Annotated in this window: 21 protein-coding genes; 13 read left to right on the forward strand and 8 right to left on the reverse strand. The window is 62.3% G+C overall.

Annotated elements, in window-relative coordinates; translation table 11 throughout:
* Positions 1-40: 40 nt before the first annotated feature.
* The 4 genes from SB753_RS17110 to SB753_RS17125 form a co-directional block, all read right to left on the reverse strand.
* Positions 41-1,183, reverse strand: a complete 1,143-nt coding sequence (locus tag SB753_RS17110) for an alkene reductase (RefSeq protein WP_410800916.1) — start codon at positions 1,181-1,183, stop codon at positions 41-43.
* 162 nt (positions 1,184-1,345) lie between these two features.
* Entirely contained in the window at positions 1,346-2,560 is a 1,215-nt protein-coding gene (locus tag SB753_RS17115) for an MFS transporter (protein WP_088175340.1), read from the reverse strand.
* A 43-nt stretch (positions 2,561-2,603) separates the two neighbouring features.
* A complete protein-coding gene (locus SB753_RS17120) occupies positions 2,604-3,752 on the reverse strand; it encodes an FAD binding domain-containing protein (RefSeq protein ID WP_410800918.1) in 1,149 nt (382 codons plus the stop codon).
* Entirely contained in the window at positions 3,749-4,402 is a 654-nt protein-coding gene (locus SB753_RS17125) for a DsbA family oxidoreductase (protein WP_410800920.1), read from the reverse strand. Before SB753_RS17125 ends, SB753_RS17120 begins: the two co-directional genes overlap by 4 nt.
* A gap of 117 nt (positions 4,403-4,519) precedes the next feature.
* On the opposite strand from SB753_RS17125, the gene SB753_RS17130 reads away from it, so the two are divergent.
* Positions 4,520-5,452, forward strand: a complete 933-nt coding sequence (locus SB753_RS17130; RefSeq protein WP_088175343.1) for a LysR family transcriptional regulator — start codon at positions 4,520-4,522, stop codon at positions 5,450-5,452.
* A 156-nt stretch (positions 5,453-5,608) separates the two neighbouring features.
* A complete protein-coding gene (locus SB753_RS17135; protein WP_410800922.1) occupies positions 5,609-6,922 on the forward strand; it encodes a chloride channel protein in 1,314 nt (437 codons plus the stop codon).
* 102 nt (positions 6,923-7,024) lie between these two features.
* Here SB753_RS17135 and SB753_RS17140 read toward each other — a convergent pair whose 3' ends face one another.
* Positions 7,025-7,993: a LysR family transcriptional regulator gene (locus SB753_RS17140; RefSeq protein WP_410800924.1), complete on the reverse strand. Its 969-nt coding sequence runs from the start codon at positions 7,991-7,993 to the stop codon at positions 7,025-7,027.
* A gap of 359 nt (positions 7,994-8,352) precedes the next feature.
* On the opposite strand from SB753_RS17140, the gene poxB reads away from it, so the two are divergent.
* From poxB to SB753_RS17195, 11 genes are all read left to right on the forward strand, one after another.
* Positions 8,353-10,074, forward strand: a complete 1,722-nt coding sequence (gene poxB, locus SB753_RS17145; protein ID WP_410800926.1) for a ubiquinone-dependent pyruvate dehydrogenase — start codon at positions 8,353-8,355, stop codon at positions 10,072-10,074.
* Between the two features lie 202 nt (positions 10,075-10,276).
* A complete protein-coding gene (locus tag SB753_RS17150) occupies positions 10,277-12,448 on the forward strand; it encodes an FUSC family protein (RefSeq protein ID WP_410800928.1) in 2,172 nt (723 codons plus the stop codon).
* Complete coding sequence (locus tag SB753_RS17155) at positions 12,445-13,944, forward strand: efflux transporter outer membrane subunit (RefSeq protein ID WP_410800930.1); 1,500 nt, start codon at positions 12,445-12,447, stop codon at positions 13,942-13,944. The genes SB753_RS17150 and SB753_RS17155 overlap by 4 nt, the downstream gene beginning before the upstream one ends.
* Positions 13,913-14,128, forward strand: a complete 216-nt coding sequence (locus SB753_RS17160) for a DUF1656 domain-containing protein (protein WP_251031296.1) — start codon at positions 13,913-13,915, stop codon at positions 14,126-14,128. The genes SB753_RS17155 and SB753_RS17160 overlap by 32 nt, the downstream gene beginning before the upstream one ends.
* Before the next feature lie 49 nt (positions 14,129-14,177).
* Positions 14,178-15,140, forward strand: a complete 963-nt coding sequence (locus SB753_RS17165; RefSeq protein WP_410800932.1) for a biotin/lipoyl-binding protein — start codon at positions 14,178-14,180, stop codon at positions 15,138-15,140.
* Positions 15,141-15,336: 196 nt separating this feature from the next.
* Positions 15,337-15,774 carry a PRC-barrel domain-containing protein gene (locus SB753_RS17170; RefSeq protein ID WP_020068440.1) on the forward strand — a complete coding sequence of 146 codons (438 nt, stop codon included), beginning with the start codon at positions 15,337-15,339 and terminating at the stop codon, positions 15,772-15,774.
* Positions 15,775-16,106: 332 nt separating this feature from the next.
* On the forward strand, positions 16,107-18,311 hold the full coding sequence (locus SB753_RS17175; RefSeq protein WP_392394458.1) for a PAS domain S-box protein: 2,205 nt from the start codon (positions 16,107-16,109) through the stop codon (positions 18,309-18,311).
* Positions 18,301-18,993 carry a response regulator transcription factor gene (locus tag SB753_RS17180; RefSeq protein ID WP_020068442.1) on the forward strand — a complete coding sequence of 231 codons (693 nt, stop codon included), beginning with the start codon at positions 18,301-18,303 and terminating at the stop codon, positions 18,991-18,993. The genes SB753_RS17175 and SB753_RS17180 overlap by 11 nt, the downstream gene beginning before the upstream one ends.
* Before the next feature lie 345 nt (positions 18,994-19,338).
* Positions 19,339-20,289, forward strand: a complete 951-nt coding sequence (locus SB753_RS17185; RefSeq protein ID WP_410800935.1) for a helix-turn-helix domain-containing protein — start codon at positions 19,339-19,341, stop codon at positions 20,287-20,289.
* Positions 20,276-20,533 (forward strand): hypothetical protein, encoded by a 258-nt coding sequence (locus tag SB753_RS17190; protein WP_310069500.1) that lies wholly within the window; start codon positions 20,276-20,278, stop codon positions 20,531-20,533. Before SB753_RS17185 ends, SB753_RS17190 begins: the two co-directional genes overlap by 14 nt.
* A gap of 24 nt (positions 20,534-20,557) precedes the next feature.
* Positions 20,558-20,971 carry a DUF3331 domain-containing protein gene (locus SB753_RS17195; RefSeq protein ID WP_310069502.1) on the forward strand — a complete coding sequence of 138 codons (414 nt, stop codon included), beginning with the start codon at positions 20,558-20,560 and terminating at the stop codon, positions 20,969-20,971.
* A 75-nt stretch (positions 20,972-21,046) separates the two neighbouring features.
* Here the strand turns inward: SB753_RS17195 and SB753_RS17200 are convergent, their stop codons facing one another.
* Genes SB753_RS17200 through SB753_RS17210 form a run of 3 tightly spaced genes read right to left on the reverse strand, consistent with a single transcriptional unit; the run spans position 21,047 to position 25,796 of the window.
* Positions 21,047-22,036: a cytochrome d ubiquinol oxidase subunit II gene (locus tag SB753_RS17200; protein WP_410800937.1), complete on the reverse strand. Its 990-nt coding sequence runs from the start codon at positions 22,034-22,036 to the stop codon at positions 21,047-21,049.
* 24 nt (positions 22,037-22,060) lie between these two features.
* The gene (locus SB753_RS17205; protein WP_408199256.1) at positions 22,061-23,458 is read right to left on the reverse strand and encodes a cytochrome ubiquinol oxidase subunit I; all 1,398 of its coding nucleotides are present in this window, start codon (positions 23,456-23,458) and stop codon (positions 22,061-22,063) included.
* A complete protein-coding gene (locus SB753_RS17210) occupies positions 23,445-25,796 on the reverse strand; it encodes an FdhF/YdeP family oxidoreductase (protein ID WP_410800939.1) in 2,352 nt (783 codons plus the stop codon). Before SB753_RS17210 ends, SB753_RS17205 begins: the two co-directional genes overlap by 14 nt.
* Positions 25,797-25,879 lie beyond the last annotated feature (83 nt).

The raw sequence follows: 25,879 nt of genomic DNA on the forward strand, positions 1-25,879 counted from the left end.
CTTAGCGTATGCGTTGGCGCATACCCTGATAGATGCGCTGTCAGGCTTCAGCAGCACCGGGTCGCGCACCGTGGCCGGCGCTGCTGCCGAACGGATAGTCGATATAGCCGCTCTCGCCGCCGCCATACCAGCCGGCCGATTTCGGCGCCGCGAGCGGTGTTGCCGATGCAATCCGCGCGACGAGATCCGGGTTCGCAATGTAGGCGCGGCCGAACGCGACGAGATCGGCGTCGCCAGCGCGGATCAACGCGTCGGCCCGGTCGATGTCAATGCCGCCGTTGACCATCAACGTGCCGTCGAAAACCTTGCGAGTGCGTTCGATAATGCGCGGCAAGTCCGGTGCGCCGCTCCAGCCGTTCGTATCAGCCGCATGCACATACGCGACGCCAAATTCGTCGAGCATCGCGCCGACGTAGTCGTAGGTGCCGTCGGGGTTGGTGTCGCGAACGTTGTTGTAATGCGCGTACGGGGAGATGCGCACGCCGACCTTGTTCAGCGGAACCGCCGTGCCGATTTCCGTCAGTACATCGCGCAGGAAATTGGCCCGCTTTGCAATCGATCCGCCGTAGCGGTCGTCGCGGGTATTGGTTGTGGACGAGAGGAACTGATGCGGCAAATAACCATTTGCCGCGTGCACTTCCACACCGTCGAATCCTGCGGCGATCGCGTTGACCGCGCCTTGCCTGAACGCATCGATCGCGAATCTGACTTCCTGCAGCGACATCGCGCGCGACGGCGTCGCATGAATGCGCGTGTAGTGGCCGTTCTGCAATTGCGCCCACACCTGCAAGCGTTCCAGGTCGTCATTCACGCCGGAGGGCGACAGCGGCACGTCGCCTTCGAGCAGCGTGAATGAACTGACACGCCCGACGTGCCAGAGCTGCATGAAGATGCGACCGCCGGCGGCATGCACGCGGCTCGTGACCATGCGCCAGCCTTCGATCTGCTCAGCGGTCATGATGCCCGGCGTGAGTTCGAATGCAGCCGACGCGGGACTGACATTCGTCGCTTCGGTAATGATCAGTCCGGCCGACGCGCGCTGTGCGTAGTATTGCGCCATCATTTCGTTTGGCAGCCCACGCACGGGTGCGCGCGAACGCGTCATGGGCGCCATGACCACGCGATTAGGCAGGCTCAGGCCATTCAGGTCGTAGCTGTTCAGCAGGGACGATTGGGAAGACATGTTCTATTCCTTTTGCACGATCGGGTGTTGCTCAGACGCGGCACTGCACGCAGTAGCGTATTCGCAGTGCCGCGCTTATTCCTGAAATCGCGCTGAATTTTTGTTAAGCCGGTCGGCATGTGCGCTCGGCCCGGCGGCAACTCGCATCTCTGCAAGATCGGCTTATGCGTTGCGTGCGGCGTGCGGCCGTCCGATGACGAGGTAATGAATCAATGCGACGACGGGGAAGGCCGTGGCCACTGCCGCGACCAGCGGCCAGCCGCCGTGCTGATACAGCGGGCTTGCGAGTGCGGAACCGGAAGCGCCGCCGACGAAGATGCTCGTCATATACAGCGCGTTCAGACGGTTCCTGCTCGCTGCGTGTAACGCGTAGATCTCGCGTTGACCCAACACCATGTTCATCTGCACGGCAAAGTCCAGAATGATTCCCGTCGCGACGAGGCCGAACACGCCCCACGCCGGATGGATCAAGGCCGGCGTATAGGCAAGCGCGCCGACCACGAGTGCGATCAACGTGGCGCGGACCGTGTGCCCGGCATCGGCAAGGCGTCCTGCGACCGGTGCGGACGTCGCGCCGATTGCGCCGACTAGCGCGAAGATGCCGATTGCCGTTTGCGACAGCCCGAAATGCCGCGTCAACTCGACGGGAATGGCGGTCCAGAACAGGCTGAACGAAGCAAACATCAGCCCTTGGTACAACGAACGGTGACGCAGAACGGGCATGGTGCGCAGCAGATGCGCAAGCGAGCCGATCAACTCGAAGTAGGTGGCCTTATGTTCCGGCTGGCGGCGCGGAATGGTCAGTGCAAGCACGCCAGTCACCAGTGCCATGAGAACGGCGGCGGAGCCGAACACGGCGCGCCAGCCGAAATGACCGGCTATCACGCTGGAGATCGGACGGGACAGCAGGATGCCGAGCAGCAAGCCGCTCATGATCGTGCCGACTACCTTGCCGCGCGATTCGTCGGGCGCAAGATGGGCGGCAAGCGGAATGAGGATCTGCACGGCTACGGAACTGAAGCCGACCAGCAGCGAGATACCGAGGAACCAGCCCGGCTGATGCGCGAACGCCGCGGCACCCAGACTCGCGATGGACACGAGCGCGGTCGTAATCATCAGCTTGCGGTTCTCGAGCAGATCCCCGAGCGGCACGAGAAAGAACAGGCCGAGCGCGTAGCCGATCTGGGTCAACGACACGATCAGACTCGCCGTATTGGAGGACATGTGAATGTCCGGGGCGATCAGCTCGGTGATCGGCTGAGCGTAATAAAGGTTGGCGACGATCGCGCCGCAGCAGAATGCGAACAGCGCGATCAGCGATCGCGTTAGTTTGACGGTACTCGTGCCGGGAGTGGCAACAGATGCCTCGGTTGACATGACAGCTCCTTGAACTGGGGTAACGAAATAGGGAAAGCGAAAATCAGCGCGAGATGTTCATTAGCCGGTTGCCAAGCGATATGCCCAGCTCCGTCATGCGCCTGCCGCGCTCTAATTGCTGGGTCTCCCAACGCTTGAGCGCCGAATCGATCGAGTCGCCGCTTTGCTGTGCCGAGCGCAGCGCGAGCGCCAGCGCGTGTGCATTGGAAGCGGCCTTTGCCGTGCTGCCCGCAGTATGCGGACGCGGCACCGAAGCGGCGTCGCCGAGCAGCAGGGCGCGGCCGAAGACCATCTGCGGAGCGCGCAGATCGACGATGGGCTGCATGAACGGCTCGTCGGTCGCATCGATCAGCGCGCGGAATGTCGAGCCCATCATGAGCCTCGCGTCGTCCCGCAACTGGGCGATGTCCGCACGCTTCGTCGAGCCAGGTGGCAACGAGAACGACCGCGCCACGCCGTCACGGTCCATGAGCAGCGCGTCTAGCTGCGCGCGGCTGTATTTGCGGTACCAGACCCAGTTCCAGCGACGCTCTCCGGCCACCGTCGAATCATCGTCGCCGGGTATCAGGTACGACAGCGCCGAATGGCCGTCGCCATGCTGGAACGAAAAGCGCTCACGCAGCATGTCGGCCGCGTGAACCGGCAGATCGCGTTCCTGGACGAGTCCACGCCAGGCGACATAACCTGCGTACGCGGGCACCACTTCAGGCAGCAGGCGGCCTCTCACCGTCGAGCGGATACCGTCGGCGCCGATCAGCAGATCCGCCTCTTCATGGCGGCCGCTTTCAAAGAGCGCGATGGTTTGCTCGCCCTGCACGCGATAGTTGACGAAGGCTTCGCCAGCATGAAGATGTTCAGCCGGCAGTGCGTTCTTCATTGCGCGATACAGCAGACTCCACGACGTCTGCATCTGCGGCATGTGCAGCTTCTCGACAATGTCGTCATGCCGGTCGAGATAGATGCGCTCGCCCGAAGCGACGCCGGGCGGGTCGGGCAATTCGACGCCGGCAAAGTGGAGCGCCTCCAGTACGTCGGGCTGCAGCACAACGCCGCCGCCGCGGCTTTCGAGTTCATTCGGCGACGTCTCGAACACGTCCACGTGCCAACCCACCGCGCGCAACGTTGCGGCCGTCAGCAGACCGCCGAGCGAACCACCAATGATCACGGCGCGAAGTCCGGAAGCGGAACTCATGCTGCGCTCCTCAGCGCCGCGGATCGCAGCGCATGCGCGAAGACGGCGGCTGGCTGTGCGCCGCTCACTGTTTCGCCTTCGATCACGGTGGTCGGCACTGCCTGTATGCCGAGTGTGTCGGCCCGAGCGCGCGCAGCGTCGATCTGCTCTTCGCCTGCGTTCGACAGCAGATACGCGCGCACCGCCTGTTCGTCGAAGGTATGCGCGGCGGCAATTGCAGCAAGCGTGTCGAGCGGGCCGATGTCGCGTCCTTCGAAAAAATAGGCGCGGTAGATGGCCTCGTAGAGCGCCGCTGTCGTGTTCGGTTGGTCGCGGTCCTGGGCGAACTGCATCAGACGATGCGCGAGACGCGTGTTCGGTGTCAGCAACACCCGGCTGTAGTCGAAGTGCGCGCCGGCTGTCAGTCCGGCGGCCGCGACCTGCGCGTCCATTGCCTGCGAATGCGCCCAGCTACCGAACTTCCTGCTGCGATAGGCGCGCCGGTCCATTCCTGCGACCGGCATCGACGGATTCAATTCGAACGGCACATAGCGGATCGAAACCGCGTGAGCCAGGCCCGAATCCGCGAGAGCGGCGGCAAGGTTGCGTTGACCGATCCAGCACCACGGGCAAATGAAGTCGTAATTGACCTCGATATCGACGGTTTGCATGTTGCACCTCTCACGATGGTAGGAATGCAGCATAGGCGTTGCGCAGTGGTGGCGGAATGGGCCTAAAATGCAATCTCGCGTTGCGCTGGGCGCAATGAAACGTCGATTGGCTCAAATATGGATAAACTCCTCGCTCTCACCACATTGCTCGAAGTTGCCGATGCGGGCGGCTTTTCGAAGGCGGCACAGCGTCTTGGAGTGGCGACCTCGTCGGTTACGCGCCTCATGGATTCACTCGAAGCCTCGTTAGGCACTGCTTTGCTGACTCGCACGCCGCGCAAGGTGAGCCTGACGGACGCCGGCATTGCTTATGTGGAACAGGTGGGCAAGGTGCTCGACGATCTGGCCGAGGCGGACGAGAGCGTGTTCGACAGCGGCGCCTCGCCGGTGGGGGCGCTGCGCATATCGGTGCCGTCCACCTACAGCCGGTTGCGGCTTGCCCCGCACCTCGCGGCGTTTCTGTGCGCCAATCCTCGCGTGTTTCTCGACGTCGTCGTTGCGGATCACTTCTCCGACCTCGCGCTCGACCGGATCGACGTCGCGATTCGCATCGGTCTGCCCGATCGCGACGCCAACCTGATCGTGCGCAAACTGACGGACAACCCGCGTTATGTCGTAGCGAGCCACGACTATCTGGCCCGTTGCGGCACCCCGCCGACTCCAGACGCGCTCGCCTCGCACGAGTGCCTTCGAATTGCATACGGCGGCGGCTATCGTTCGCGGCAGGTGTGGACCTTCCGGCGCGAGTCGGTTGAAGGGCGCGTCGAAGAGCGTGTCGAGGTGCGAGGCCATCTGCTATCCAACAGCCTCGATATCCTTCACGAAGCGGTTCTTGCAGGACGGGGGGTGGCGTTACTGCCGGAATGGCTCGTCGGCGACGAGATTCGTGCGGGACGTTTGATGCGACTCTTCGAAAACTTCGATGCAAGCCCTCATCAGGGCGACGCAATCGTGTATGCGGCGTACCTGCCGAATCGACGTCATTCGAGCAAGGTGCGTGCGCTCGTGCAGTTTCTCGAAGCCCGGCTTCAGATGGCGCTGGAAGGTTGAGCGCCGACGCAGCAATCAACGGTACTTTTCCAGGCGTTCCTATACGAAGATTCAGTGCGTTTTCTACAGGCTGCATCACAACCGCATCGGTAGAATGGGCCTCTATTTAACCGGCACGCACGCCGGTTTCTGAATCCTTTATCTCGAACCATCCACATGCATCCACTACCTGAATCGCGCTCCATGGGGCATTCGTTGCGCTGGGCCGCAGTAGTGGTTCTGATCGGGGTAGCCGGCGGCGTGGCCGGGCTGGGTCTCGCCGCGCTGTTGCATACGGTTCAGCATGTCGCCTACGGCTACAGCGTCGAAACGATCTTCAGCAAGGAGAGCTTTCAACAGGGCGTGACGGCTGCGAGCCGCTCACGGCGAGTGGAAATGCTCGCGCTCTGCGGGCTGGTCGCGGGTGTCGGCTGGTGGGCGGTCTATCGCTGGTGCAGACCGTTGGTGAGCATCGCGCGAGCGGTGAGGAGCGACGATCCGCGCATGCCCGTTTTTGCGACTGTCTGCCACGCATTGCTGCAGATTGTGACCGTCGCGCTGGGCTCGCCGTTGGGGCGGGAAGTCGCGCCTCGCGAAATCGGCGCGATGCTGGCGGGCAGACTGACGTCGTTCGCCGGACTCACGGTGGCCGAATCCAGAATCATGGTCGCGTGTGGCGCCGGCGCGGGCCTGGCCGCCGTCTACAACGTGCCGGTCGCGGGTGCGGTTTATGTGCTGGAAGGCTTGCTTTTCACTATCGGCTGGCGAGCCGTTGTGCCGGCTGTCGTCACTTCGGCGATCGCGGGGTTCATCGCGCGAGCCGGTCTCGGCGACTTTCCACAATACGACGTGCCGCATTACGCGTGCACCGCTTCGTTGATCGTCTGGTCGGCGCTGGCGGGACCGCTTATTGGCCTCGCGGCCTGGCAGTTCACAAAGCTCACCGACCATGCGCGCGTCCGCGCGCCGCGCGATAGCAGACTGGTGCTGCTGTGCGCGGTTAACTTTCTCTGCATCGGGTTGCTCGCCATCAAGTTCCCGCTGTTGCTGGGTAACGGCAAGGGACCGGCGCAGGTAGGGTTCGACGGCTCGCTCACGTTGCAGTTCGCCGCTGTTCTGCTCGTGCTTCGCGTGCTGATAACGTGGACGAGTCTGCGCGCCGGCGCGGCAGGCGGACTGCTGACGCCCGGCTTGTGCAACGGCGCATTGTTCGCCATCGTGCTGGGCAGTGTCTGGTCGGCGTGGTGGCCTGGTGCGCCGTTGGGCGCGTTCGCTGTGATCGGAGCGGCGGCGTTTCTTGCGACGTCGATGCGCGTTCCGTTGACGGCAATCGCATTGATCTTCGAGTTCACCCGGCCGTCGCCAGAGTTCATGATTCCAGTATTGATCGCAGTTGCCGGATCGGTCGCCATGTCGAGCTACGTTCGCCAGGTATTCGACCCGGCGCGCCGCCCGGACTTGTCCGCGAAAGGAGAGCGCGCGAACGTGTAGGCCGCTTCCGGTTGAAGTCTGGATTCCGCCTCGCCTTCGATACGTCCGCTTCGATACGTCCGCTTCGATACTTCAGGCGCAGGTTGTCGGCATCACGCCGACTTACTGCAACGCGGCGTATTGTTGCCCGCTAACGGTCTGCACCGGCCGCCCCGGCTGCAAGCGTGCAGCCTGCACATCCAGTTTCTGCCGCAACGAGGTGGTGAGAAATTCAACGAACGTTTTGACCTTCGCATCGACGTACTGGCGCGACGGATAAATAGCGAACACATTCACGTTTTCCAGTGGATAACCGGGGAAGAGTTGAACGAGCTTGCCTTCCTTGATGTCTTCCGCGACCGAATAAGTCGGCACCGCACCCACGCCCGCGCCTTCGAGCAATGCGATCCGAAGCGCCTGCATATTGTTGACGATGAAATGCCCGGCCAGCTCCGTACCGACTGCATTGCCGGCCGTGTCCGCTGGCCACTCCGGCGGCGCGTCGAACGCGGAGCTGACTTGCATGAGCGTGTGATTTGCGAGGTCTTTCTCTGCGGCGATGGGATGCCGTGCGAGATATTCGGGCGCGGCCACGAGAATGCGTTCGCACTGCCCGATCAGCTTGCTGATATTGCGAGAGTCCGGCAACGTCGACGCCGATACGATCGACACGTCGAAATCGTCTTCGATCAAATTGGCCATGCGCGGCAGCAGTTTCAGGTCCACGGAGACAGCCGGGAATGCCTCGCGATATTCGACGATCGTCGACGTCAGTTGTTTCAGCCCAATATCCGGAACGGCGTGAACGCGCAATCTGCCGCGTGGCAGGGTGTGCGCATTGCTCGCTTCCGCCTCGGCCGCGTCGAGATCCGCCAGAATCTTCTTGCAACGGTGGTAGTAGCGTTCGCCGCATTCCGTCAGCGACACGCTGCGTGTCGTTCTTTGCAGGAGCCGCGTGTGCAGATGTTCTTCGAGCGATACCACCGCGCGCGAAATGTTGCCGGCGCTGCAGTCCATATGTTTTGCCACTGCGCTGAAGTTGCCGGTCTCCGCGACTCGCGAGAACACGCGCATGCTGAAGATTCTGTCCATAACCGCTTCGCCTCCCGATCAGATTGAGCCGGGCATTCAATGTCGCCCGTTGAGAGAACAATACGTTTGGCAGCAAGCGCGCACCATCACCACAAACGGGTGCCAGGATCATCAATGCATTCAGCCATCTAATCCGGAGGTATAGGTGGGGCCTCGTGCCGCCGGGCGGCAGACACAATTCTGCCCGGGTAATTAAGTAGTTTTTAGATGCGTTTCAGGACATCTGGCCGTAACTCACATAATGTTGGACAGGTCTGAAAGCATTTGCCTCCGCACGCGGGGGCGCATTCGCGTCGGTCCGGACGCGCGTTCGAGTTCGGCGCCCAGTCGATCTTCATCTTGCGAGAAAGGAGTCAAATATGGCTAGCAACACGATCGCCGCATATCTTGCGGGCAGTCTCGCCGCGGCAGGCGTCGAGCGGATTTGGGGCGTGACCGGCGACAGTCTGAATGGGCTGGCCTACAGCCTCGACCAGATTGGCTCGATCCGCTGGATGCACACGCGTCACGAGGAAGCGGCCGCCTTCGCGGCCGGCGCGGACGCGGCTTCGAGCGGGCGTCTCGCCGTATGCGCGGGCAGTTGCGGACCGGGCAACCTGCATCTGATCAACGGTTTGTTCGATTGCCATCGCAATCATCAGCCGGTGCTCGCCATTGCGGCGCACATTCCGTCGACGGAAATCGGCACTGGCTACTTCCAGGAGACCCATCCGCAGGAATTGTTCAAGGAATGCAGCCATTACGTCGAGCTGGTCTCGTCCGCGTCCCAGTTTCCGCGTGTGCTGGCGCGCGCAATGCGCACCGCGATCGAGGAACGCGGCGTGGCCGTCATCGTCTTGCCCGGCGATGTCGCGCTGAGCGAAGGGCCGACGGAAACACCTGCGTGGGTCGACAGTGCACCGGCGCGCATCCTCCCGGCCGAGGCGGATCTGGACCGGCTTGCGCAAATGCTTAATGATTCCGACGCGGTGACGATCATGTGCGGCAGCGGCGTGCAAGGTGCGCACGACGAAGTCGTCGCACTGGCCGACACGCTCGGCGCCCCGGTGGTTCATGCGCTGCGCGGCAAGCAGTTCATCGAATACGACAATCCCTACGATGTCGGCATGACGGGGCTGATCGGCTTCAGTTCGGGCTATCACGCGATGATGTCGTGCGACACGCTACTGTTGCTTGGCTGCGACTTTCCCTATCGTCCGTTCTATCCGGCTGACGCGAAGGTCATCCAGATCGACTGGAAGGGCTCGCAACTCGGACACCGGGCGCCGCTTGCACTCGGACTCGTTGGTACCGTGAAGGAAACCGTAGCCGCCACGCTACCCAGGCTGCAACGTAAAGCGGACCGTGGCTTCCTGGAAAACGCCCGCAAGCACTATGCGTCGGCACGCAAGGGTCTCGACGATCTGGCGACGCCTTCCGGCGCGGGCCGCCCGATCCATCCGCAATACCTGGCGAAGATGATCGACGAGACCGCGAGCGACGACGCCATCTTCACAGCCGACGTCGGCACGCCCACGGTCTGGTCCGCCCGCTACCTGACCATGAACGGCAAGCGCCAGTTGCACGGTTCGTTCAACCACGGGTCCATGGCGAACGCCATGCCGCAGGCGCTGGGCGCGCAAGGCGCGAACCCTGGGCGGCAGGTGGTCTCGCTCTCGGGCGACGGCGGATTGTCCATGATGCTGGGCGATCTGCTCACCGCCCGCCAGCTCGATCTGCCGATCAAGGTCGTGGTGTTCAACAATAGCCTGCTTGGATTCGTTTCGATGGAACTCAAGGCGAGCGGTTATCTCGACACGAACGTCGATCTGAGCAAGACCGATTTCGCGGCAATCGCGAAGGGCGCCGGCATCTTCAGCATTCGCGTCGAGGAATCGGAAGACGTAGCGGGCGCGTTGCGGCAGGCGTTTGCGCATCCTGGGCCGGCGTTGGTCGACGTCGTCGTCTCCAAACACGAACTCGCCATGCCGCCAACAATCGAGCTCGCGCAGGCAAAGGGCTTCAGTCTGTACATGATGCGCGCGATCCTGAACGGCCGGGGCGACGAGATCGTCGAGCTGGCACGGACCAATCTGCGCTAGCCGTACGCGTAACAGGCGTCACATGAAAGCGGCCGCTACCGGCCGCTTTCTCTTGAACGTCGCATAGACAAAAAGAGTGCATTTGCGCAAATCGCGGCGGTCCGTCTATCGCAAGCTAGATGCGTGATATGGCCCGGCGCGGCGCTAGTCAGGGCCGCGCGGAAAATCAACGCTCCCGAAGCCCACGCCCGAAGAACAAGCCATGAATGTGCAGACGGACAGCGTCGTTCTCCCGCGATGGCGGGACGAGTTGACGGCGTACTTGAAAGACGACGGGCCGCGCTTCTTGCATATCGCCAAGGTTGCGGTCGCGGTGACGCTTGCAATGGGGCTATGCATGCGACTCGAGCTTCGCGCGCCCGGCACGGCAATGGTCTCGTGCGTCATCGTCATGATGCATCAGCAGAGCGGCATGGTCATCGCGCGAGGCTTTTATCGCGGCCTCGGTATGGTGTGCGGCAGCTTTGCCGGCCTCGTGATCGTCGCGCTGTTTCCGCAGCAGCCGCTGCTGTTCTTTCTTGCGTTGGCAACGTGGATCGGCGTCTGCGTTTTCGGTGCGTCGTACTATCGCAACTTCCAGTCGTACGGTTTCGTCCTGACGGGATACGGCACGGCCATCACGGCGATGCCGGCCTGGTCCAACCCGTATGGCGTGTTCGACAACGTCGTGTTCACGGTCAGCGAAGTCGTGATCGGCGTAATCAGTGCCTGCCTGGTGAGCGCGCTCGTGTTCCCCCGGCGGGTCACGCCGGCGCTCCTTGCGGCGGGCAGCAAAAACTTTTCCGAATTGTTCGAAGCGCTGCACACAATGCTTGGACGGGCGTCCGCAAGCGCCGGGTTCAAACCGTTTGTCGATCTGATCGGCGAGCGGGCCGGTATCGAAAGCCTGCGCAGCGGCGCGTTATTCGAGGATCCGTCGATCCGGCTCCAACACCAAGTCTTGCTGGCGCTCGATCGAAGCTTTCTCGACATGGTCGCGTGGATTCACGCGCTGCATCAACTGAAAACGCGCGCTTCGGCTAACGCGCATCCGCGAGCCGTGGCCGCGGTCGACGAACTGATCGACGCGTTGCTCGCCATCGTGCCGGACCCGGTTCAACCGCAGATCGTCACGCTCGACCAGGTGCAGGCATTGTGCAGCCGGCTCGCCGCGTTCGAGCAGGCTCTGCCCGCGCGGCTGAGCGGGACGCTCGCGTCGCTGGCGGACCTGTCGCCGCATCAACGGCAGTTCGTTGCGACCACTGGGGCCGCGTTGTTTTTCTCGATTGCCGACCTTCGTGTGTTGTGCAGCAGCTATCTGCAGATACGCACGACGGACGGGCGCCCGTGGCCGCAATCGGTAATTCAGGCGCTCGGCGGTTTTGGCCGCACACGTGCAACCGCTAATCGCGTCGCCGCGCTGATTGCCGGCGTGCGCGCTGCCGCTGCGGTGTCGGTGGTCGCGGCGGCGTGGCTCGCGTCCGGCTGGCTCGGCGGATCGAGCGCGATTGTCGCGGTCGCCATCACCAGTTCGCTGTTCGCGCTAGTGCCCAATCCGACGATTGCGAGTCGGCAGATTTTCGTCGGTTGCCTGCTCGGCTGGGCGGCCGGCTTCGCATTCAACTTCCTTCTGTTACCGCACTTCGACACTTTTGAATTGCTCGCCCTGTCGATTGCGATTTTCGTGATGGTGGGCAGTTACCTGAATACGTTTCCAAAAACCGCGATTCTCGGGCTCGGCTTCAGTCTGTATTTCTGCTTCATCGTGAATATTTCGAATCCCACCGTTTATAACCCGAGCGCTTATCTCGACACCGGGTTTGCGTTGCTCGTCGGCATCGGCACTGCGGCTGTTGCGTTCTCAGTCATTGTGCCGCGTGCGGGAGACTGGATCACGGCTCAGTATCTGAAGCAGATACGCGCGCTGGTCGCGACGGGCGCGCGCGACGGTGCACTGGACGACCTGCTTTTCACTTTTGAATTGAACCTGCGCGATTTCATCGTCGAGATCGCGTCGGCGCCCGCGGATGCCCGTGTGGATCGCAGCCGGCTGATCGGCTGGGCGTTCGCAGCGCTCGAAATCGGCCGGGCGATGATTCAAGTGCGGCTCGACACGGCCAAACTCGGCGAAACGCTGCCGGCGAAGTGGCCCGCTGTCCAGCAGGCGTGGCTAACGGCAACCGCCAATGTATTCGCGCAGTGCTCGCCGCAGGCCGCAGATGCCGCGCTCGCCGCGACCGTGGAAGCGCTCGAAGCGCTCCCGCTTGTGCCGAACATCACGGTCGATGCGGCGATGCTCACGCGCTGCCGGATGCGCGCACTGCTGCATATCACCGAACTGACCTTGCAGGACGGTACGTTGTCCTTCTGGCACAACGTGGGTAAGCCAGCATGACGGCGCGCTGCCTGTCGTTTGGCGCGGCATGCCGCTCGCCGGTCGTGGCGCTTGCGTCTGCGCTGCTGCTGAGCGGATGCATCAACAGCGGCGGCATCCATACGCGCGAGTCGATGATCGATCCCGCATCACTCGATCCGGGCGCCGCGCTGAGCGCTACGCAACATGACGCGAACTGGCCAACCGATCGCTGGTGGCAGCGCTGGAACGACCCGCAACTCGACGCGCTCGTGCGAGACGCCACCGCCGGCAACCCCGGCTTGCGCACGGTCGAAGAGCGGGCCGAGGCGGCGCGCTATCAGGCGCAGATCGCCGGTGCCGACGAACTGCCACAACTCAACGCTGGCGGCACTTTCGAGCGCAGGCGTTACGCGCGCTACACGACGCCTGCGCCGCCCGGCGGAACAACCGTGTGGAGCAACAGCGTTCAGGCGGACCTGTCGTTCGACCTCGATCTATGGGGCAAGACACGGGCGTTGCGCGAGGGCGCGCTCGACAACGTGCGGGCTGCTGCCGCGGACGCGCGCTTCGCCGAAATCGAATTGCAGACCGCGGTGGTACGCAGTTATGTGCATCTATCGCTGCAATACGCGCTGCTCGACGTTTATCGCGCGGTCCAGGAGGAACAGCAGCGCACGCTCGACATTGCGACCCGCCGCTGGCGCGCGGGCGTCGGCAGCCAGCTGGAAGTGAGCCAGGCTGCGACGCAGTTCCAGACCAGCACCACGCGGGTACAGCAGGCGGAGCAGCAACTCGCGTTGAGTCGCATCCAGATTGCCGGTCTGGCGGGCAAGGGCCCCGGCTACGGCGAGGCACTGCGCCGGCCCGCGCTGGCGCTGAGCGTACCGGTTGCGCTGCCGGCATCGCTGCCGGCCGAACTGATCGGGCACCGGCCGGACGTCGTTGCCGCGCGCTGGCGAGTGTTGGGCGCGGACAAAGGCATCGACGCCGCCCATGCCGACTTCTATCCGGACATCAACCTGATAGCGACCGCGTCGCTCGGCTCGGCTGCGACCTTCGGCGGCTTCTTCAATTTCATCGACAGCAACGGTGTCGGCCATGGCGTCGGAGCGGCAATCTCACTGCCGATCTTCGACGGTGGACGCCGGCGGGGCCAGTATGGCGTGGCCGTCGCGTCTCGCGACGCCGCAGTCGACGCCTACAACCAGAGTGTCGTGAACGCGATGCAGGCTGTCGCCGTGCAGGTCGTGGCGTTGCGCTCGCTGGCGCAGCAGCAGGCATCGATTCAAAGCACGCTGGAGTCGTCGCGTCGCTCGTTCCGGCTCGCCGACGCCGGCTATCGCAGCGGCATCTCCGAATTCCTGAACGTGCTGGCGGCACAGAACGTTCAGCTACAGCAGGAAGAAAACCTCGCGAACATCCAGGCCGGGCAACTCGACGCCTGGGCGCTGCTGATGAAGGAGCTAGGCGGCGGATACACGCCGGAGCAGACCGGTTCCGCTTTTGAAGGAGCGCAACGTGCCGGGCGAGATTGATTTCTTTTCCCTGCTGCTGCCCGGACTGCTGCCGATCCTCGCGGTGTGCGCGGTGAGCTTCGTCGTGATCGACCTGATTCTGGCGAAGCTGGGGCTATATCGCTATACGTGGCACCCCAGCCTGTTCCGCGTCGCGCTGTTCGCCGCCATGTTCAGCGGCGCGTCGCTGCTTTTATGGCGATGAACGCTAGCCTGGGAGAGACCATGAAATCAACGACCGCCGACCCCTACAAATGACGATAAACAAGCAATCGATCTTACGCGCGGTGTTTACGCTCACGGCTCTCGCCGTGGCGGTCGTGCTGGTCCGCCTGTTATGGCTCGACTACATGTTTTCTCCGTGGACGCGCGACGGCAGGGTACGGGCGAACGTGGTGCAGGTCGCCACCGACGTCTCCGGCCTCGTCGCCGAGGTGCGGGTCAAGGACAATCAGTGGGTACGCAAAGGCGACATTCTGTTCATTCTGGATCCGGCGCGATTCCACTATGCGCTGGCGCAAGCCGACGCCGACCTGCTGAGAGCCGAGGCTCAGGTCGCGCAAGCGAAGGCGCAGATGGCCGCCAGCGAATCCAGTTTTGCGATGAAGCGTGCGCAGGCCGCGCGCCGGGCTAATCTGGCCGGCGATGTCATCTCCGACGAAAGCCGGGCCGATTCGGCTTCGCTTGCGAGGCAGTCGGGCTCGTCTTTCGCCGCCGACGCAGCCGCGTATGACGCCGCTCAGGCCGCGTATAAGGCAGCCGGGGTCGCGCGGCAGACGGCGGCGTTGAACCTCGCGCGCAGCGAGGTTCGAGCGCCTTCGGATGGCTTCATCACCAATCTGAATCTGTATCCCGGCGACTTCGCCACAGCCGGTACGGCGCGCATGGCGCTGATCGACTCGCATTCCTTCTGGGTGTACGGCTATTTCGAAGAAACCAAGCTGCCGAAGGTCCATGTCGGCGACCGGGCGTTGGTGCGACTGATGTCGGGCGGAAAGGAGATCCAGGGCCATGTGGAAAGTCTGGCAAGCGGTATAGCCGACCGCGACAACCCGACCGGCAGCGATCTGCTTGCCGACGTCAACCCGATCTTCACCTGGGTGCGGCTCGCACAGCGGGTTCCAGTGCGGGTACATCTCGACCGGATTCCTGCGGATATCAAGCTTGCCATGGGAATGACCTGCACCGTGACGCTGCAGCCACGAAGCGTGGATTGACCGGGAGAAGGGGCGCCCGCAGGGGCGGTTGAGCGACTATGCAGCCGACGCCGTGCGAATTCGAAAACAGGCCGGCCGAAATGACGCCAAACTCCGGGACAGCGCAATGCATTCGAGCCGTCACGCGGCTGCGAGCGTGCGAATGGGTAGGCAGCGAGCGGGCATTTTCAACCGGTTGGTCTTTTGGAGAAACAATATGAAGCTCAAGTGGGCACTGGTATTCGTGGCGGCATCGACCTTCGGTGCTATGTGTCAATCCGCGAGCGCACAGGTGGCGGGCGCGCAACCCATCGGCATCAGCGTCGAGCAGGCTCAATTGATCATTGAAGGCTGGAGCGCCAAGAAGAGTTTGCTGGGCAAGAGCATCTACAACGACAACGGCGAGAAAGTGGGCGCGCTGCACGACATCATCATCGCGCCTGATAACGCCGCGTCGTTTGCAATCGTTGCGGCACATCAGTTCCTTGGCGTGTCGGTGCACGATGTCGCGATTCCCATGTCGCAACTGGACTACGTGAACGGCAAGCTGGTGTGGGCGGGCGCGACCCGCGACGCCGTCAAGGCGATGCCTGTCTTCCAGTACACGAAGGTCCGTACTGTGCCGATCGCGCGCAAGGACTTCGGCCACCATTGAGGCGTCCTCCCGCCTTGGCATGATGCCCGCAAACCGCCGTGGAATATGGCTTCCACGACGGTTTGCGGTTCTACGACGGCAACTCGTCGTGCAACGTTTAAGGAAAAATAAGTAGCACCTTTGACGCGGGCTCGCGCATGATGCCATCAGATTTGAAAGGTATTGGTTCCGGTAGATCTGAGTATCATGTGCCCGGACAGCCGCGCCGGCTGACCGGTGACGGACAGGCTGCCGGTATTCGTTCACGAACGCCCGTTCCAAAAAGTCCTATGTCCATGGTTGTCAGCCTCGTCACGCCTGGTTTTCACCTGGTAGCGCGTTGATCCGCCGCCATGAAAACTTACCCAAGCGTTCTACTCGCCGCGAACCGCGACACCAGCATCCCCATGGCGCTCGCCGCGCTCATAGCGCTGGTCGTGTTCCTGATCGACGCGCTCACCCCGCTCGATATCGCCATCGCCGTCCTTTACGTGGTGGTGGTGCTGCTCGTCGCGTCGACCAACAATCGCGCGGTCACTGTCGCGACCACCTGGGGCTGCGTGGCGCTCACGCTGCTCGGATTCGTGATGTCGCATGAAGGCGGCTATCTGAACGGTGCGGCCGCGCGCTGCCTCGTGAGCCTGGTCGCGATCGGCACCACGTCGGTCCTCAGTCTGAGGAACCAGGCCGCCGCAACGACGCTGCAGGAGCAGATCCAGCTGCTCAACCTCGCTCATGACGCGATCGTCGTTCACGACATGAACGACCGCATCACGTTCTGGAACCACGGCGCGGAAGCCTTGTATGGCTGGACTGCGCAACAGGCGCTCGGCCAGTCGATTCATCAACTGACACAGACTTCTTTTCCGGTTTCGCCCGAAGACATCAAGGACGAACTGCTGCGCACCAATCGCTGGCATGGCGAGCTTCAGCGCGTTCGACGCGACGGCCGAGTGGTCGCCGTTTCGACCCGCGCGGCGCTCTGGCGCGACGCGACCGGCACACCTCGTGCAGTGCTCGCCACGAACAACGACATAACCCGCCGCAAGGAGATGGAGGCACGGGTCCAGCGTCAGCAGGAAGAGCTGCGCGCCACCATCGACGCGATTCCCGGCATGGTCTGGAGTTCATCCGGCGACGGCACGCTCACGTTCATCAACCGCCGCTGGACCGACATGGGCGTGACGCTGGAAGAGGGCGGGAGCGGCGCGGATGTCTGGTCGGCGATCGTGCATCCGGCCGATTTGCCGCAGATGCAGAGCGCCTGGCGCTCGGCAATCGCAACCGGAGCGTCGTTCGAGAACGTGTCCCGGATCCGCACCGGCACCGGCGCCTATCGGTGGATGCACCTCGGTGCGGAGCCGCTGCGCGACGAAGCCGGTGCGATCTTGCGCTGGTATGGCGTCAATACCGACATCGAGGACCGCAAGCAGGCCGAGCAGGCACTGGAACGCAGTGAGGCATTCCTCGCCGACACCCAGCGTTTGAGCCGCACAGGCAGTATTGCCACGCATTTTCCCGACGCGTCGATGTGGTGGTCGGACGAGTCCTACCGGATCTTCGAATACAGCCGGGAGGTCGTCCCGTCCTTCGACGCGATCCTCGCACGGACCCATCCCGCCGACGTCGCGACGGTTCGTGGCGCTTTTGAACAGGCGAAAGTCGGCGCGGCACTAGTCGATGTCAAGTACCGCCTTGCAATGCCCGACGGCTCCGTCAAATATGTGCACTACGTTGCTCATTTGACCAGGCCGCAATCCGGCGGCACGGAATATGTCGGTGCGCTGATGGATATCACCGAAACCACGCTCGCTCAGGAAGCACTCGCGCGCTCGAGCGCCGAACTTGCCCACGTGACCCGGATCACCATGCTCGGCGAACTCGCGGCGTCGATTGCACACGAAGTCACGCAGCCGATTGCGGCCGTCGTGGCATGCGGCGGCGCAGCGTTGCGGTGGCTGAACAGACCGACGCCCGAACTGGACGAAGCCACGCGATCCGTCACGCAGATTGTCCGGGACGCAAAACGTGCCGGTGAGATCATCCAGCGAATCCGGGCAATGGCCAAAAAGCGCGACAGTGTTCCTGCACCGGTCGCGCTGAACGCCATCGTCACGGAATCCGCGGAATTGATGCGGCGCGAGTTCGAGTGGCATGCAGTCGAAGTGCAATGGGACCTGGACGAGCCGTCACCGGAAGCGTGTTGCGACCGCGTGGAATTGCAGCAGGTCTTGATCAACCTGCTAATGAACAGCGTGCAGGCAATGGCCGACGTGAGCGGCCCGCGAAAGCTCCGTATCGCCACAGGTATGTTCGACCCCGGCCATGCGCTCGTGAGCGTGCAGGATTCGGGTACGGGCATCAGCGAGGACAATGCGGACCGCATGTTCAGCACGTTCTTTACGACGAAGTCCGAAGGCATGGGCATGGGACTGTCGATTTGCCGCTCGATAGTCGAGGCTCACGGCGGCCGTATCTGGGCGGAGTCGCCGGCGACAGGCGGCGCGCTGCTGCAGTTCATCCTGCCGATCGACGATGGGAGATGTCATGAGCAGTAGCAATACGAGCCGGGATCAGCCCGACGGTGCCGCCGCAACGATGGTCTACGTCGTGGACGACGACGAGTCGATGCGCGGCGCTGTCAGCATGTTGCTGCGTTCGGTGGGGCTAGCCGTGCAAACCTTCGCCAGCGCGCAGGAATTCCTTGCCTTCGAGATGCCCGACGTGCCCAGTTGCCTGATTCTCGATGTTCGCCTCAAAGGCCAAAGCGGACTCGCGGTCCAGGAGCAGATCGCGGCGAGCAAACTGGGCTTGCCGATCGTTTTCATGACGGCGCACGGCGACATTGCAATGACCGTGAAAGCCATGAAGGCTGGCGCAATGGATTTTCTGGCGAAGCCGTTTCGCGACCAGGACATGCTCGATGCGGTCACGCACGCGCTCGCGCGCGATCAGGAGCGGCGCGAAGCCAACCGGGTCGTCGACGATCTGCGCCGTTCTTATGAATCGCTGACCGCGCGAGAACGCGAAGTGATGGCGTTCGTCGCGGCCGGGCTGATGAACAAGCAAATAGCGGGCGAGATGAACCTGAGCGAGATCACTGTGAAGATCCATCGCGGGCAAGCCATGCGCAAAATGGGTGCACGTTCGCTTGCGGAGTTCGTCTTGAAGGCCGAAGCACTCGGCGTAAAAGCGCCGCAAAGTACCGCTAGTCCGGCGGCGCGCGGCTCGCGTAACTGAACAGGCAGCGCTTTCGACTTTATTCGTCACGGAGCGCTGTTTCGCCCCGAAGACGATCCGCGTTATACGCGCGTATAGGTCATATATCCGCTTCGCTTTAGAAAAAAGCGCGGCAATGCTTTCTTTCCTGACACGCCAGAACCCCGGTGCACGCGACGCACGGCCCAGGGCCGCGCCCGCACGCCCGTTGCGCAATTAAACCTGCAGATGAGTCGACCGAACCATTGGTCATTTGACTCAACCTTATGTAGGGCTAGTGGGCGTATTTGCGGTGCGTTACCTTGTCGTCACTGCAGCATTCATTCCAATTCGCACTATCACATCACTTATTCTGGATGACCGATCATGACCAGTTCGATGTCTTTGTCCGCCGTGGATGTCATCCATAAAAGAAGGGTGAGTTCGATCGGCAGCGAGCGTCAATGGCGCTGTCCCGGCGATGAATGCGACGAGAACACGCCGCAGAAAAACGCTATTGTCGTATCGCGGTGGATACGTAACGACAGCGAGCGGATCGAGGTAGTCAATCACGGCAATACCGCGCATCATTGTATTGCGATGAATCTGAAATGCACGTCGCTGACTTTCTCTCACGCGGGGCAAATCTTGGTTCGCGGACGCGTCACTGCTGGGGCCATTCAGATTACCGCTCCCGACGTGCCATGCGGCGCGGTGTTCGACTCTGCCGCAGACGTGCTGCACCTATTCGTCTCCCAGCAGGTTCTGGGCGAGTGTTTCGAGGACACGTTCGGCCGTCCGCACAAAGGCGAATTACGCATCGACGATCCGAAGCTGGTGCGCGATCCCGCTCTTGAACGTCTCGCACAGGCGCTAGCCGTATCGCAGTCGGACGACGCAACGCTCGGCAAGCTTTTTACCGACAGCGTCAGTCTCGCGATCGTTTCCCGTGTCATTGCGCGTCACTTCACTGTGGTGGAACGCAAATCGCGGGAAGCAAGCGCACTGCCGCCGTGGCGGCTGAGTCGCGCGATCGAATACGTCGACGCCCATTTGTCGGAGCCCATCGGACTCGCGGACATTGCCAACAGCACGGGCCTCACCCGCATGCATTTCGCCTCGCAATTCCGCCGTGCGACCGGCATGCGACCTCACGAATATCTGTTGCGTCGGCGGATCGAACACGCACAGCAGCTTCTTCTCAACTCGCGCCACAACGTTCTCGACGTGGCGCTCAGCTGTGGTTTCCGCTCGCAAGCTCACTTTACGACCGTATTCAAACGGCTGGTTGGAGAGACCCCGTATTGCTGGAGGATGAAAAAGAATGTCGATCGCTAAGCAGATCCATGCGTTTCTGGAAGTCAGTGAAGCCTTCTTGCGGCAGTCAGGCACGCCCATGCATTTCTTCGCGATGCCTTACAACCAACAAGCTCTTGAGGCAGTTGACGCTGATGGCAATGAGGTTGCGTGCAGCGACGGCAGCAGAGCGTACGCGCATAGCGACATGAGAATTTTGAATGACGTGCTGGCAGGTTCGGGCGCTGCGATATCGAACGAAGAACGGTGCCCGCTGATCGGCTGATTCACCTGATAGAGGAGTGTCATCATGCTGGACAAAGCGAACTACACGGACCCGTGGCTGCGCACACTCGGCTTGCTGTCCGCGCTGTCGGGCGACACGGATTTGGACGACCACGAGTTCGTGGCGGCTCTTACGCACAACGCACAGTGGGATCGCCGCGCGTCGGTCAAGGGACACCACCGCGAAGTCCAGGTCCGCGTGATCGACCGGCCTTCGCCGTCCACCGCGACGCTGGCGTGGCGCGACTCGACGCACTGCTCATATGGCGACCAGGTCTGGCACATGAGCCATGCACGCGTTGCCGGCGTGTGTGCGATGAGCGGACGGGCGATCAAGCGCGGCGATGCAATTTACAAGCCGCGTCCGTGCCGGCCCGCGCCGCTCAACGCTGGCGCGATGATTCTGTGTACCGTCCTGAACACTGCCCTTGAGGCGTGATCGCATGCAACAAAGCCGGCACGAAGCCGGCTCAGTTTCCTCGCATCGGCGAGGTATCAGGCGAAGCAAGTTGCGCTAGTCGCCCGCATGTGATCCGGTCACGACCTTGCCCCGGAAAATATAGTACTGGTAGAGGTTATAGCCAATCATCACCGGGAACAGAAAGCCAATCCCGATCAGCATGAATACCAGCGTCGACGTGTTCGAGGCGCTTTCCACGATGCCGAGCTTGCCTGGCACGAAGTCGGGAAAGAGGCTGATTGCGAGACCGGTGAATGACAGTACGAACAGCACGACAGCGCCGCGGAACGGTCCGCGCGAACTGCCCAGATACAGCGCGGCCACGATGAACGCGAAGGCAACGGCGGCAGCGAGCCCCAGCATGACGAGTACGTGGAACACGCCTGGTTGACTCCAGCGGACGTGCCCCACGTCGCTGACAAACCAGGTGGCAACGGTCAGAATCACGGCGGCTGCCACAGTGACGAACGCGCTGAGCAATGCAAGCCGGCGCGACCATTGTTCGATCGTGCCGACCGTCTTGTTGACCAGATAGGTCGAGCCGAGCAACGAATAGCCGGCCACCACGCCGACTGCCGACACCACGACGAACACGTCGCTCAAACCGCCGGGCGTGAGACCCGTAATGACTTTGCCGAGCACGATGCCCTGCGCGATAGCGGCGACGAGGCTGCCGACTCCGAATACCTTGTCCCAGAGCGGACCGTGGCTCACGCTGTGCCTGAATTCGATTGCCGCGCCGCGCATGATGAGACCCGCGATCAGCAGCATGATGGGCAAATAGAGATCCTGCAGAAGAAGCGCATAGGCCTCGGGAAAAGCGCCAAACAGTGCGCCGCCCAGCACGACGAGCCAGGTCTCGTTGGCGTCCCATACCGAGCCGATTGTCTGCACCATCACATCGTGATCTTCGCGCCGCTTGCGCAGCAGGCTGAGTATTCCGATGCCGAGGTCGAAGCCGTCGGCGATGACATAGAACACGAGCATGAGACCGATCACGCCGAACCATGTGATCGCGAGCATCGTGTGAGTCGAGCTGTCCATTGGAGGGCCTCGCAATGAAGTGGTTTAGTACTCGGTGACTGCCGTGTCGCGCTCTGCTGGCGCAGCGGACTGCGGATTCACGCTGAGATCGGGGCCGGTTCGCAGCCAGTTGCGCGCCAGTACGAAAAAAGTCAGCAGCAGAACCACGTAGAAGGCGAAGAACATAACCATGCTCAACGTTACCGACGAAGCCGACACGGTGGAAACGGCGTCTTTCGTGCGCAGCAGACCGTAGACGACCCAAGGCTGGCGTCCCACTTCGCGCACGATCCAGCCGGCCTCGACGGCCACGTAAGGCAGCGGGATACATAGCACCCATGCAAGCAACAGTTTGCGTCGCGCGAGCAACTGTTCGAGATTGCCGCGCGTCTTGCGCAGAACGTACGCGGTCCAGAATGCGAGCACCATGAAGAGGAAGCCGATGCCCGCCATCACTCGGAACGCGTAGTAAAGCAGCGGAAGCATCGGCGGCTGGTCGTCGGGCGCGAAGTCCTTGAGCCCCTTCACCTGGCCGTGCAGCGAATGGGTGCCGAGAATGCTCAACATGCCCGGAATTTCAATCGACCAGTCATTGCGCTGTGCCGCCTTGTTCGGCCACGCGAGCAGCGACCACGACGCGCCGGTGCCGGGCGCATTGGTGACCCAATGTCCTTCGATTGCCGCGCCCTTGGCCGGCTGAGTCTTGAACACGCTGCCGCCGCTCGAATCGCCTAGCCAGATCTGGATCGGCGCTGCAAATACGAGCACGAGCAATGCGATCTTGAACGATTGCGCGAAGAATTCCGGATGGCGGCGCTTGAACAGATTCCATGCGGAAATGCCCGCGATCACGAACATGCCGGTTTCGATCGCCGCGACCCACATGTGGGTGACGCCCCAAACCATATCCGGATTGAAGATCGCGGCGGCATAGTCGGTGACGATGATCTTGCCGTTCTCGACCGTTACGCCCGCGGGTGTCTGCATCCACGAATTGGCAACCATGATCCAGAACGCCGAGATACTCGAACCGAGCGCGACCATCGAGGTAGCGAACAGATGCACGCCGCGCGGCACGCGTCCCCATCCGAGCACCATCACGCCGATGAAGCCCGCTTCGAGCATGAAGGCCATCGCGCCCTCGAAGCCGAGAATGTTGCCGAAGAACTGTCCGCTATAGCGCGAAAAGCCCGCCCAGTTCGTGCCGAACTGAAACTCCATCGGAATGCCGCTGACCACGCCGACCGCAAAGTTGAGCACCAGAAGCTTGCTCCAGAAGCGCGCCTGGCGGTAATAGGAGAATTTGCCGGTGCGCAGCCACAGTGCCTCGATCAGGACCAGGAATGCGGACAGGCTGATGGTGAGAATCGGCCACAGGATGTGAAAGATGGCTGTCATCGCGAACTGCGCACGTGACAGATCGAGCACGTCACTCAGATGCATGATGAACCCTCGCAGTATCGAGAACGGCCGCATGGTGGGAAGAGTCGCCGCCAACGGCCGCGGCGCGCGAGATCTTCACCGGCACGGACTTGTAGGACGGCGTACGGCTTTGCGGGTCGAATGCGTACAGTGGAACGAGAGGGTTCGCCTCCGGATAATAGGCGCCGCAGCAGCCGTCGGGCAGCGAGTATTCGACGACCTTGAAGCTTCGAATCACGCGCTCGATTCCGTCGGTCGACAAGGCCCATACATCGACGCGTTCGCCCGGATGCAGGTTGCGCTTGCGCAATTCACGCGGGTTCATGAAGACGACATCGCGTTGCCCGAAGACGCCGCGATAGCGGTCCGAGTGCGAATAGAGCGTGGTGTTGTACTGATCGTGACTGCGCATCGTGGTGAGCCATAGCGCGTCGGGATCGTGGTGTGCCGGATCTTCGTCGAGTCCTTTGAAAACCAGGAAGTTGGCCCGGCCGTTGGGCGTCGCCCAGACCCGCTCCCGGGCAGTCGATGCAAGATGAAAACCGCCTGGCACGCGAATGCGTTCGTTGTATGCCTGGAACATCGGATAGACGATCTCGATCTTCTCGCGGATGCGGTCATAGCTCGCGACAAGGTGTTCCCAGTCGACGTGTGAGCCGGACCCGAGAGTCGCGCGTGCAATGCCCGCGACAATCGCCGGTTCGCTTTTCAGATGCGGCGAGGCTGGCTCGTTCCGGCCACCTGAAGCATGCACCATCGACATGGAGTCTTCGACGGTAATCGACTGCGGTCCGTCTGCCTGAATATCGATCTCGGTGCGGCCAAGGCACGGCAGGATCAACGCTTCCTTGCCATGCACGAGATGGCTGCGATTGAGTTTCGTCGCGATGTGTACGGTCAGGTCGAGTTTGCGCATCGCGGCCTGCACGCGCACCCAATCGGGCACCGCCGCGGCGAAGTTTCCACCCAGTGCGACGAAGACTTTCGCGTCGCCGCGCATCATCGAATCGATCGTGGCGATCACGTCGTGGCCGTGGTCTGCGGGCGGCCGGAAACCGAACGCTCGCTCGACGCCGTCGATCAACGCCGCCGACGGCTTCTCCGTGATCCCGACGGTGCGATTGCCCTGCACGTTCGAATGTCCGCGCACCGGGCACACGCCCGCGCCGGGGCGGCCGATATTGCCGCGCAACAGCGCGAGATTCGCGACCTGCTGGACATTCTCCGTGCCGCGATGATGCTGTGTCAGCCCCATGCCATACACGAGGATCACATTCTTCGCGCTCATGTAGATGTTGGCGGCGTTCTGAATATCGTCGCGCGACAGACCGCTTTGCTGGACGATGAGATCCCACCCGGTGGCGCGCAGATCGGCGGCGAGGTCGTCGAAGCCGTGTGTGTGTCCTTCGATGAACTCAATGTCGAGTACACGGGGCCGGTCCGCGGCGAGCGCTACATCGTCGGCCTCGATGAGCGCTTTCATCATGCCTTTGAGCGCGGCGACGTCGCCGCCCACGCGGACCTGATAGAGAAACGAACTGATCTGCGTGGAGCCGAGCGTCGCCATTTCCACGGGATCCTGGGGCGCCGCGAAGCGCTCCAGCGCCCGTTCGCGGAACGGATTGAACGAGACGATTTTCGCGCCGCGCCGCGAGGCGCTATGCAGATCGCTCATCATGCGCGGGCTGTTGGTGCCGGGATTCTGACCGAAGATAAAGATCGCATCCGCATGCTCGAAGTCCTCGAGCAGCACAGTGCCTTTGCCGACGCCGATCGATTGAGGCAACCCGACGCTCGTTGCTTCGTGGCACATGTTCGAGCAGTCGGGGAAATTGTTCGTGCCGAATTCGCGCACGAAGATCTGATAGAGAAACGCCGCTTCGTTGGACGCACGCCCCGACGTATAGAAGTCCGCCTGATCGGGATGGTCGAGACCGTTCAGATGCTTCGCGACGAGCGCGAATGCGTCGCTCCATTCGATCGGCACATAACGGTCAGACGCCCGGTCGTACACCATTGGATGTGTCAGGCGGCCGGCCATTTCGAGGTCGTAATCGTCCCAGGCGCTCAGCTCCGAAACGCTATGCGCTGCGAAGAACGCCGGTGTGCAGCGATTTACGGTGGCTTCCCACGCCACTGCTTTCGCGCCGTTTTCACAGAACTCGAACGACGATGTGTGCTTGGGATCGGGCCACGCGCAGCCGGGGCAGTCGAAGCCTTCGGGCTGATTCATTCGCAGCAACGTCTTCGCGCCCGATATCGCGACGCCCTGCAATGCCAATGCCTCGCCGGTTGCTTTGAGCGCACCCCAGCCGCCGGCGGGTTCGCTGTAGATACGGATCTGCTTCTTCTTTGCCATCACCAGTTCCCGCCATTTTTGTAGAGGGCATGGGCGCAGCATGGCACGCCGCCTGACGCGGCAATTGTGCAAACGCCCGTCCG

The sequence above is a fragment of the Paraburkholderia sp. SIMBA_053 genome, assembly GCF_046534895.1.
GTDB lineage: Bacteria > Pseudomonadota > Gammaproteobacteria > Burkholderiales > Burkholderiaceae > Paraburkholderia > Paraburkholderia caledonica.

What these genes read in the sequence shown, in the direction of transcription:
- SB753_RS17210 (WP_410800939.1), bottom strand. Translation starts at nt 25,796, where the DNA reads ATGGCAAAGAAGAAGCAGATCCGTATCTACAGCGAACCCGCCGGCGGC.
- SB753_RS17170 (WP_020068440.1), top strand. Translation starts at nt 15,337, where the DNA reads ATGAAGCTCAAGTGGGCACTGGTATTCGTGGCGGCATCGACCTTCGGT.
- SB753_RS17175 (WP_392394458.1), top strand. Translation starts at nt 16,107, where the DNA reads ATGAAAACTTACCCAAGCGTTCTACTCGCCGCGAACCGCGACACCAGC.
- SB753_RS17185 (WP_410800935.1), top strand. Translation starts at nt 19,339, where the DNA reads ATGACCAGTTCGATGTCTTTGTCCGCCGTGGATGTCATCCATAAAAGA.
- SB753_RS17120 (WP_410800918.1), bottom strand. Translation starts at nt 3,752, where the DNA reads ATGAGTTCCGCTTCCGGACTTCGCGCCGTGATCATTGGTGGTTCGCTC.
- SB753_RS17190 (WP_310069500.1), top strand. Translation starts at nt 20,276, where the DNA reads ATGTCGATCGCTAAGCAGATCCATGCGTTTCTGGAAGTCAGTGAAGCC.
- SB753_RS17180 (WP_020068442.1), top strand. Translation starts at nt 18,301, where the DNA reads ATGAGCAGTAGCAATACGAGCCGGGATCAGCCCGACGGTGCCGCCGCA.
- SB753_RS17135 (WP_410800922.1), top strand. Translation starts at nt 5,609, where the DNA reads ATGCATCCACTACCTGAATCGCGCTCCATGGGGCATTCGTTGCGCTGG.
- SB753_RS17115 (WP_088175340.1), bottom strand. Translation starts at nt 2,560, where the DNA reads ATGTCAACCGAGGCATCTGTTGCCACTCCCGGCACGAGTACCGTCAAA.
- SB753_RS17125 (WP_410800920.1), bottom strand. Translation starts at nt 4,402, where the DNA reads ATGCAAACCGTCGATATCGAGGTCAATTACGACTTCATTTGCCCGTGG.
- SB753_RS17140 (WP_410800924.1), bottom strand. Translation starts at nt 7,993, where the DNA reads ATGGACAGAATCTTCAGCATGCGCGTGTTCTCGCGAGTCGCGGAGACC.
- SB753_RS17150 (WP_410800928.1), top strand. Translation starts at nt 10,277, where the DNA reads ATGAATGTGCAGACGGACAGCGTCGTTCTCCCGCGATGGCGGGACGAG.
- poxB (WP_410800926.1), top strand. Translation starts at nt 8,353, where the DNA reads ATGGCTAGCAACACGATCGCCGCATATCTTGCGGGCAGTCTCGCCGCG.
- SB753_RS17165 (WP_410800932.1), top strand. Translation starts at nt 14,178, where the DNA reads ATGACGATAAACAAGCAATCGATCTTACGCGCGGTGTTTACGCTCACG.
- SB753_RS17155 (WP_410800930.1), top strand. Translation starts at nt 12,445, where the DNA reads ATGACGGCGCGCTGCCTGTCGTTTGGCGCGGCATGCCGCTCGCCGGTC.
- SB753_RS17110 (WP_410800916.1), bottom strand. Translation starts at nt 1,183, where the DNA reads ATGTCTTCCCAATCGTCCCTGCTGAACAGCTACGACCTGAATGGCCTG.
- SB753_RS17205 (WP_408199256.1), bottom strand. Translation starts at nt 23,458, where the DNA reads ATGCATCTGAGTGACGTGCTCGATCTGTCACGTGCGCAGTTCGCGATG.
- SB753_RS17200 (WP_410800937.1), bottom strand. Translation starts at nt 22,036, where the DNA reads ATGGACAGCTCGACTCACACGATGCTCGCGATCACATGGTTCGGCGTG.
- SB753_RS17195 (WP_310069502.1), top strand. Translation starts at nt 20,558, where the DNA reads ATGCTGGACAAAGCGAACTACACGGACCCGTGGCTGCGCACACTCGGC.
- SB753_RS17130 (WP_088175343.1), top strand. Translation starts at nt 4,520, where the DNA reads ATGGATAAACTCCTCGCTCTCACCACATTGCTCGAAGTTGCCGATGCG.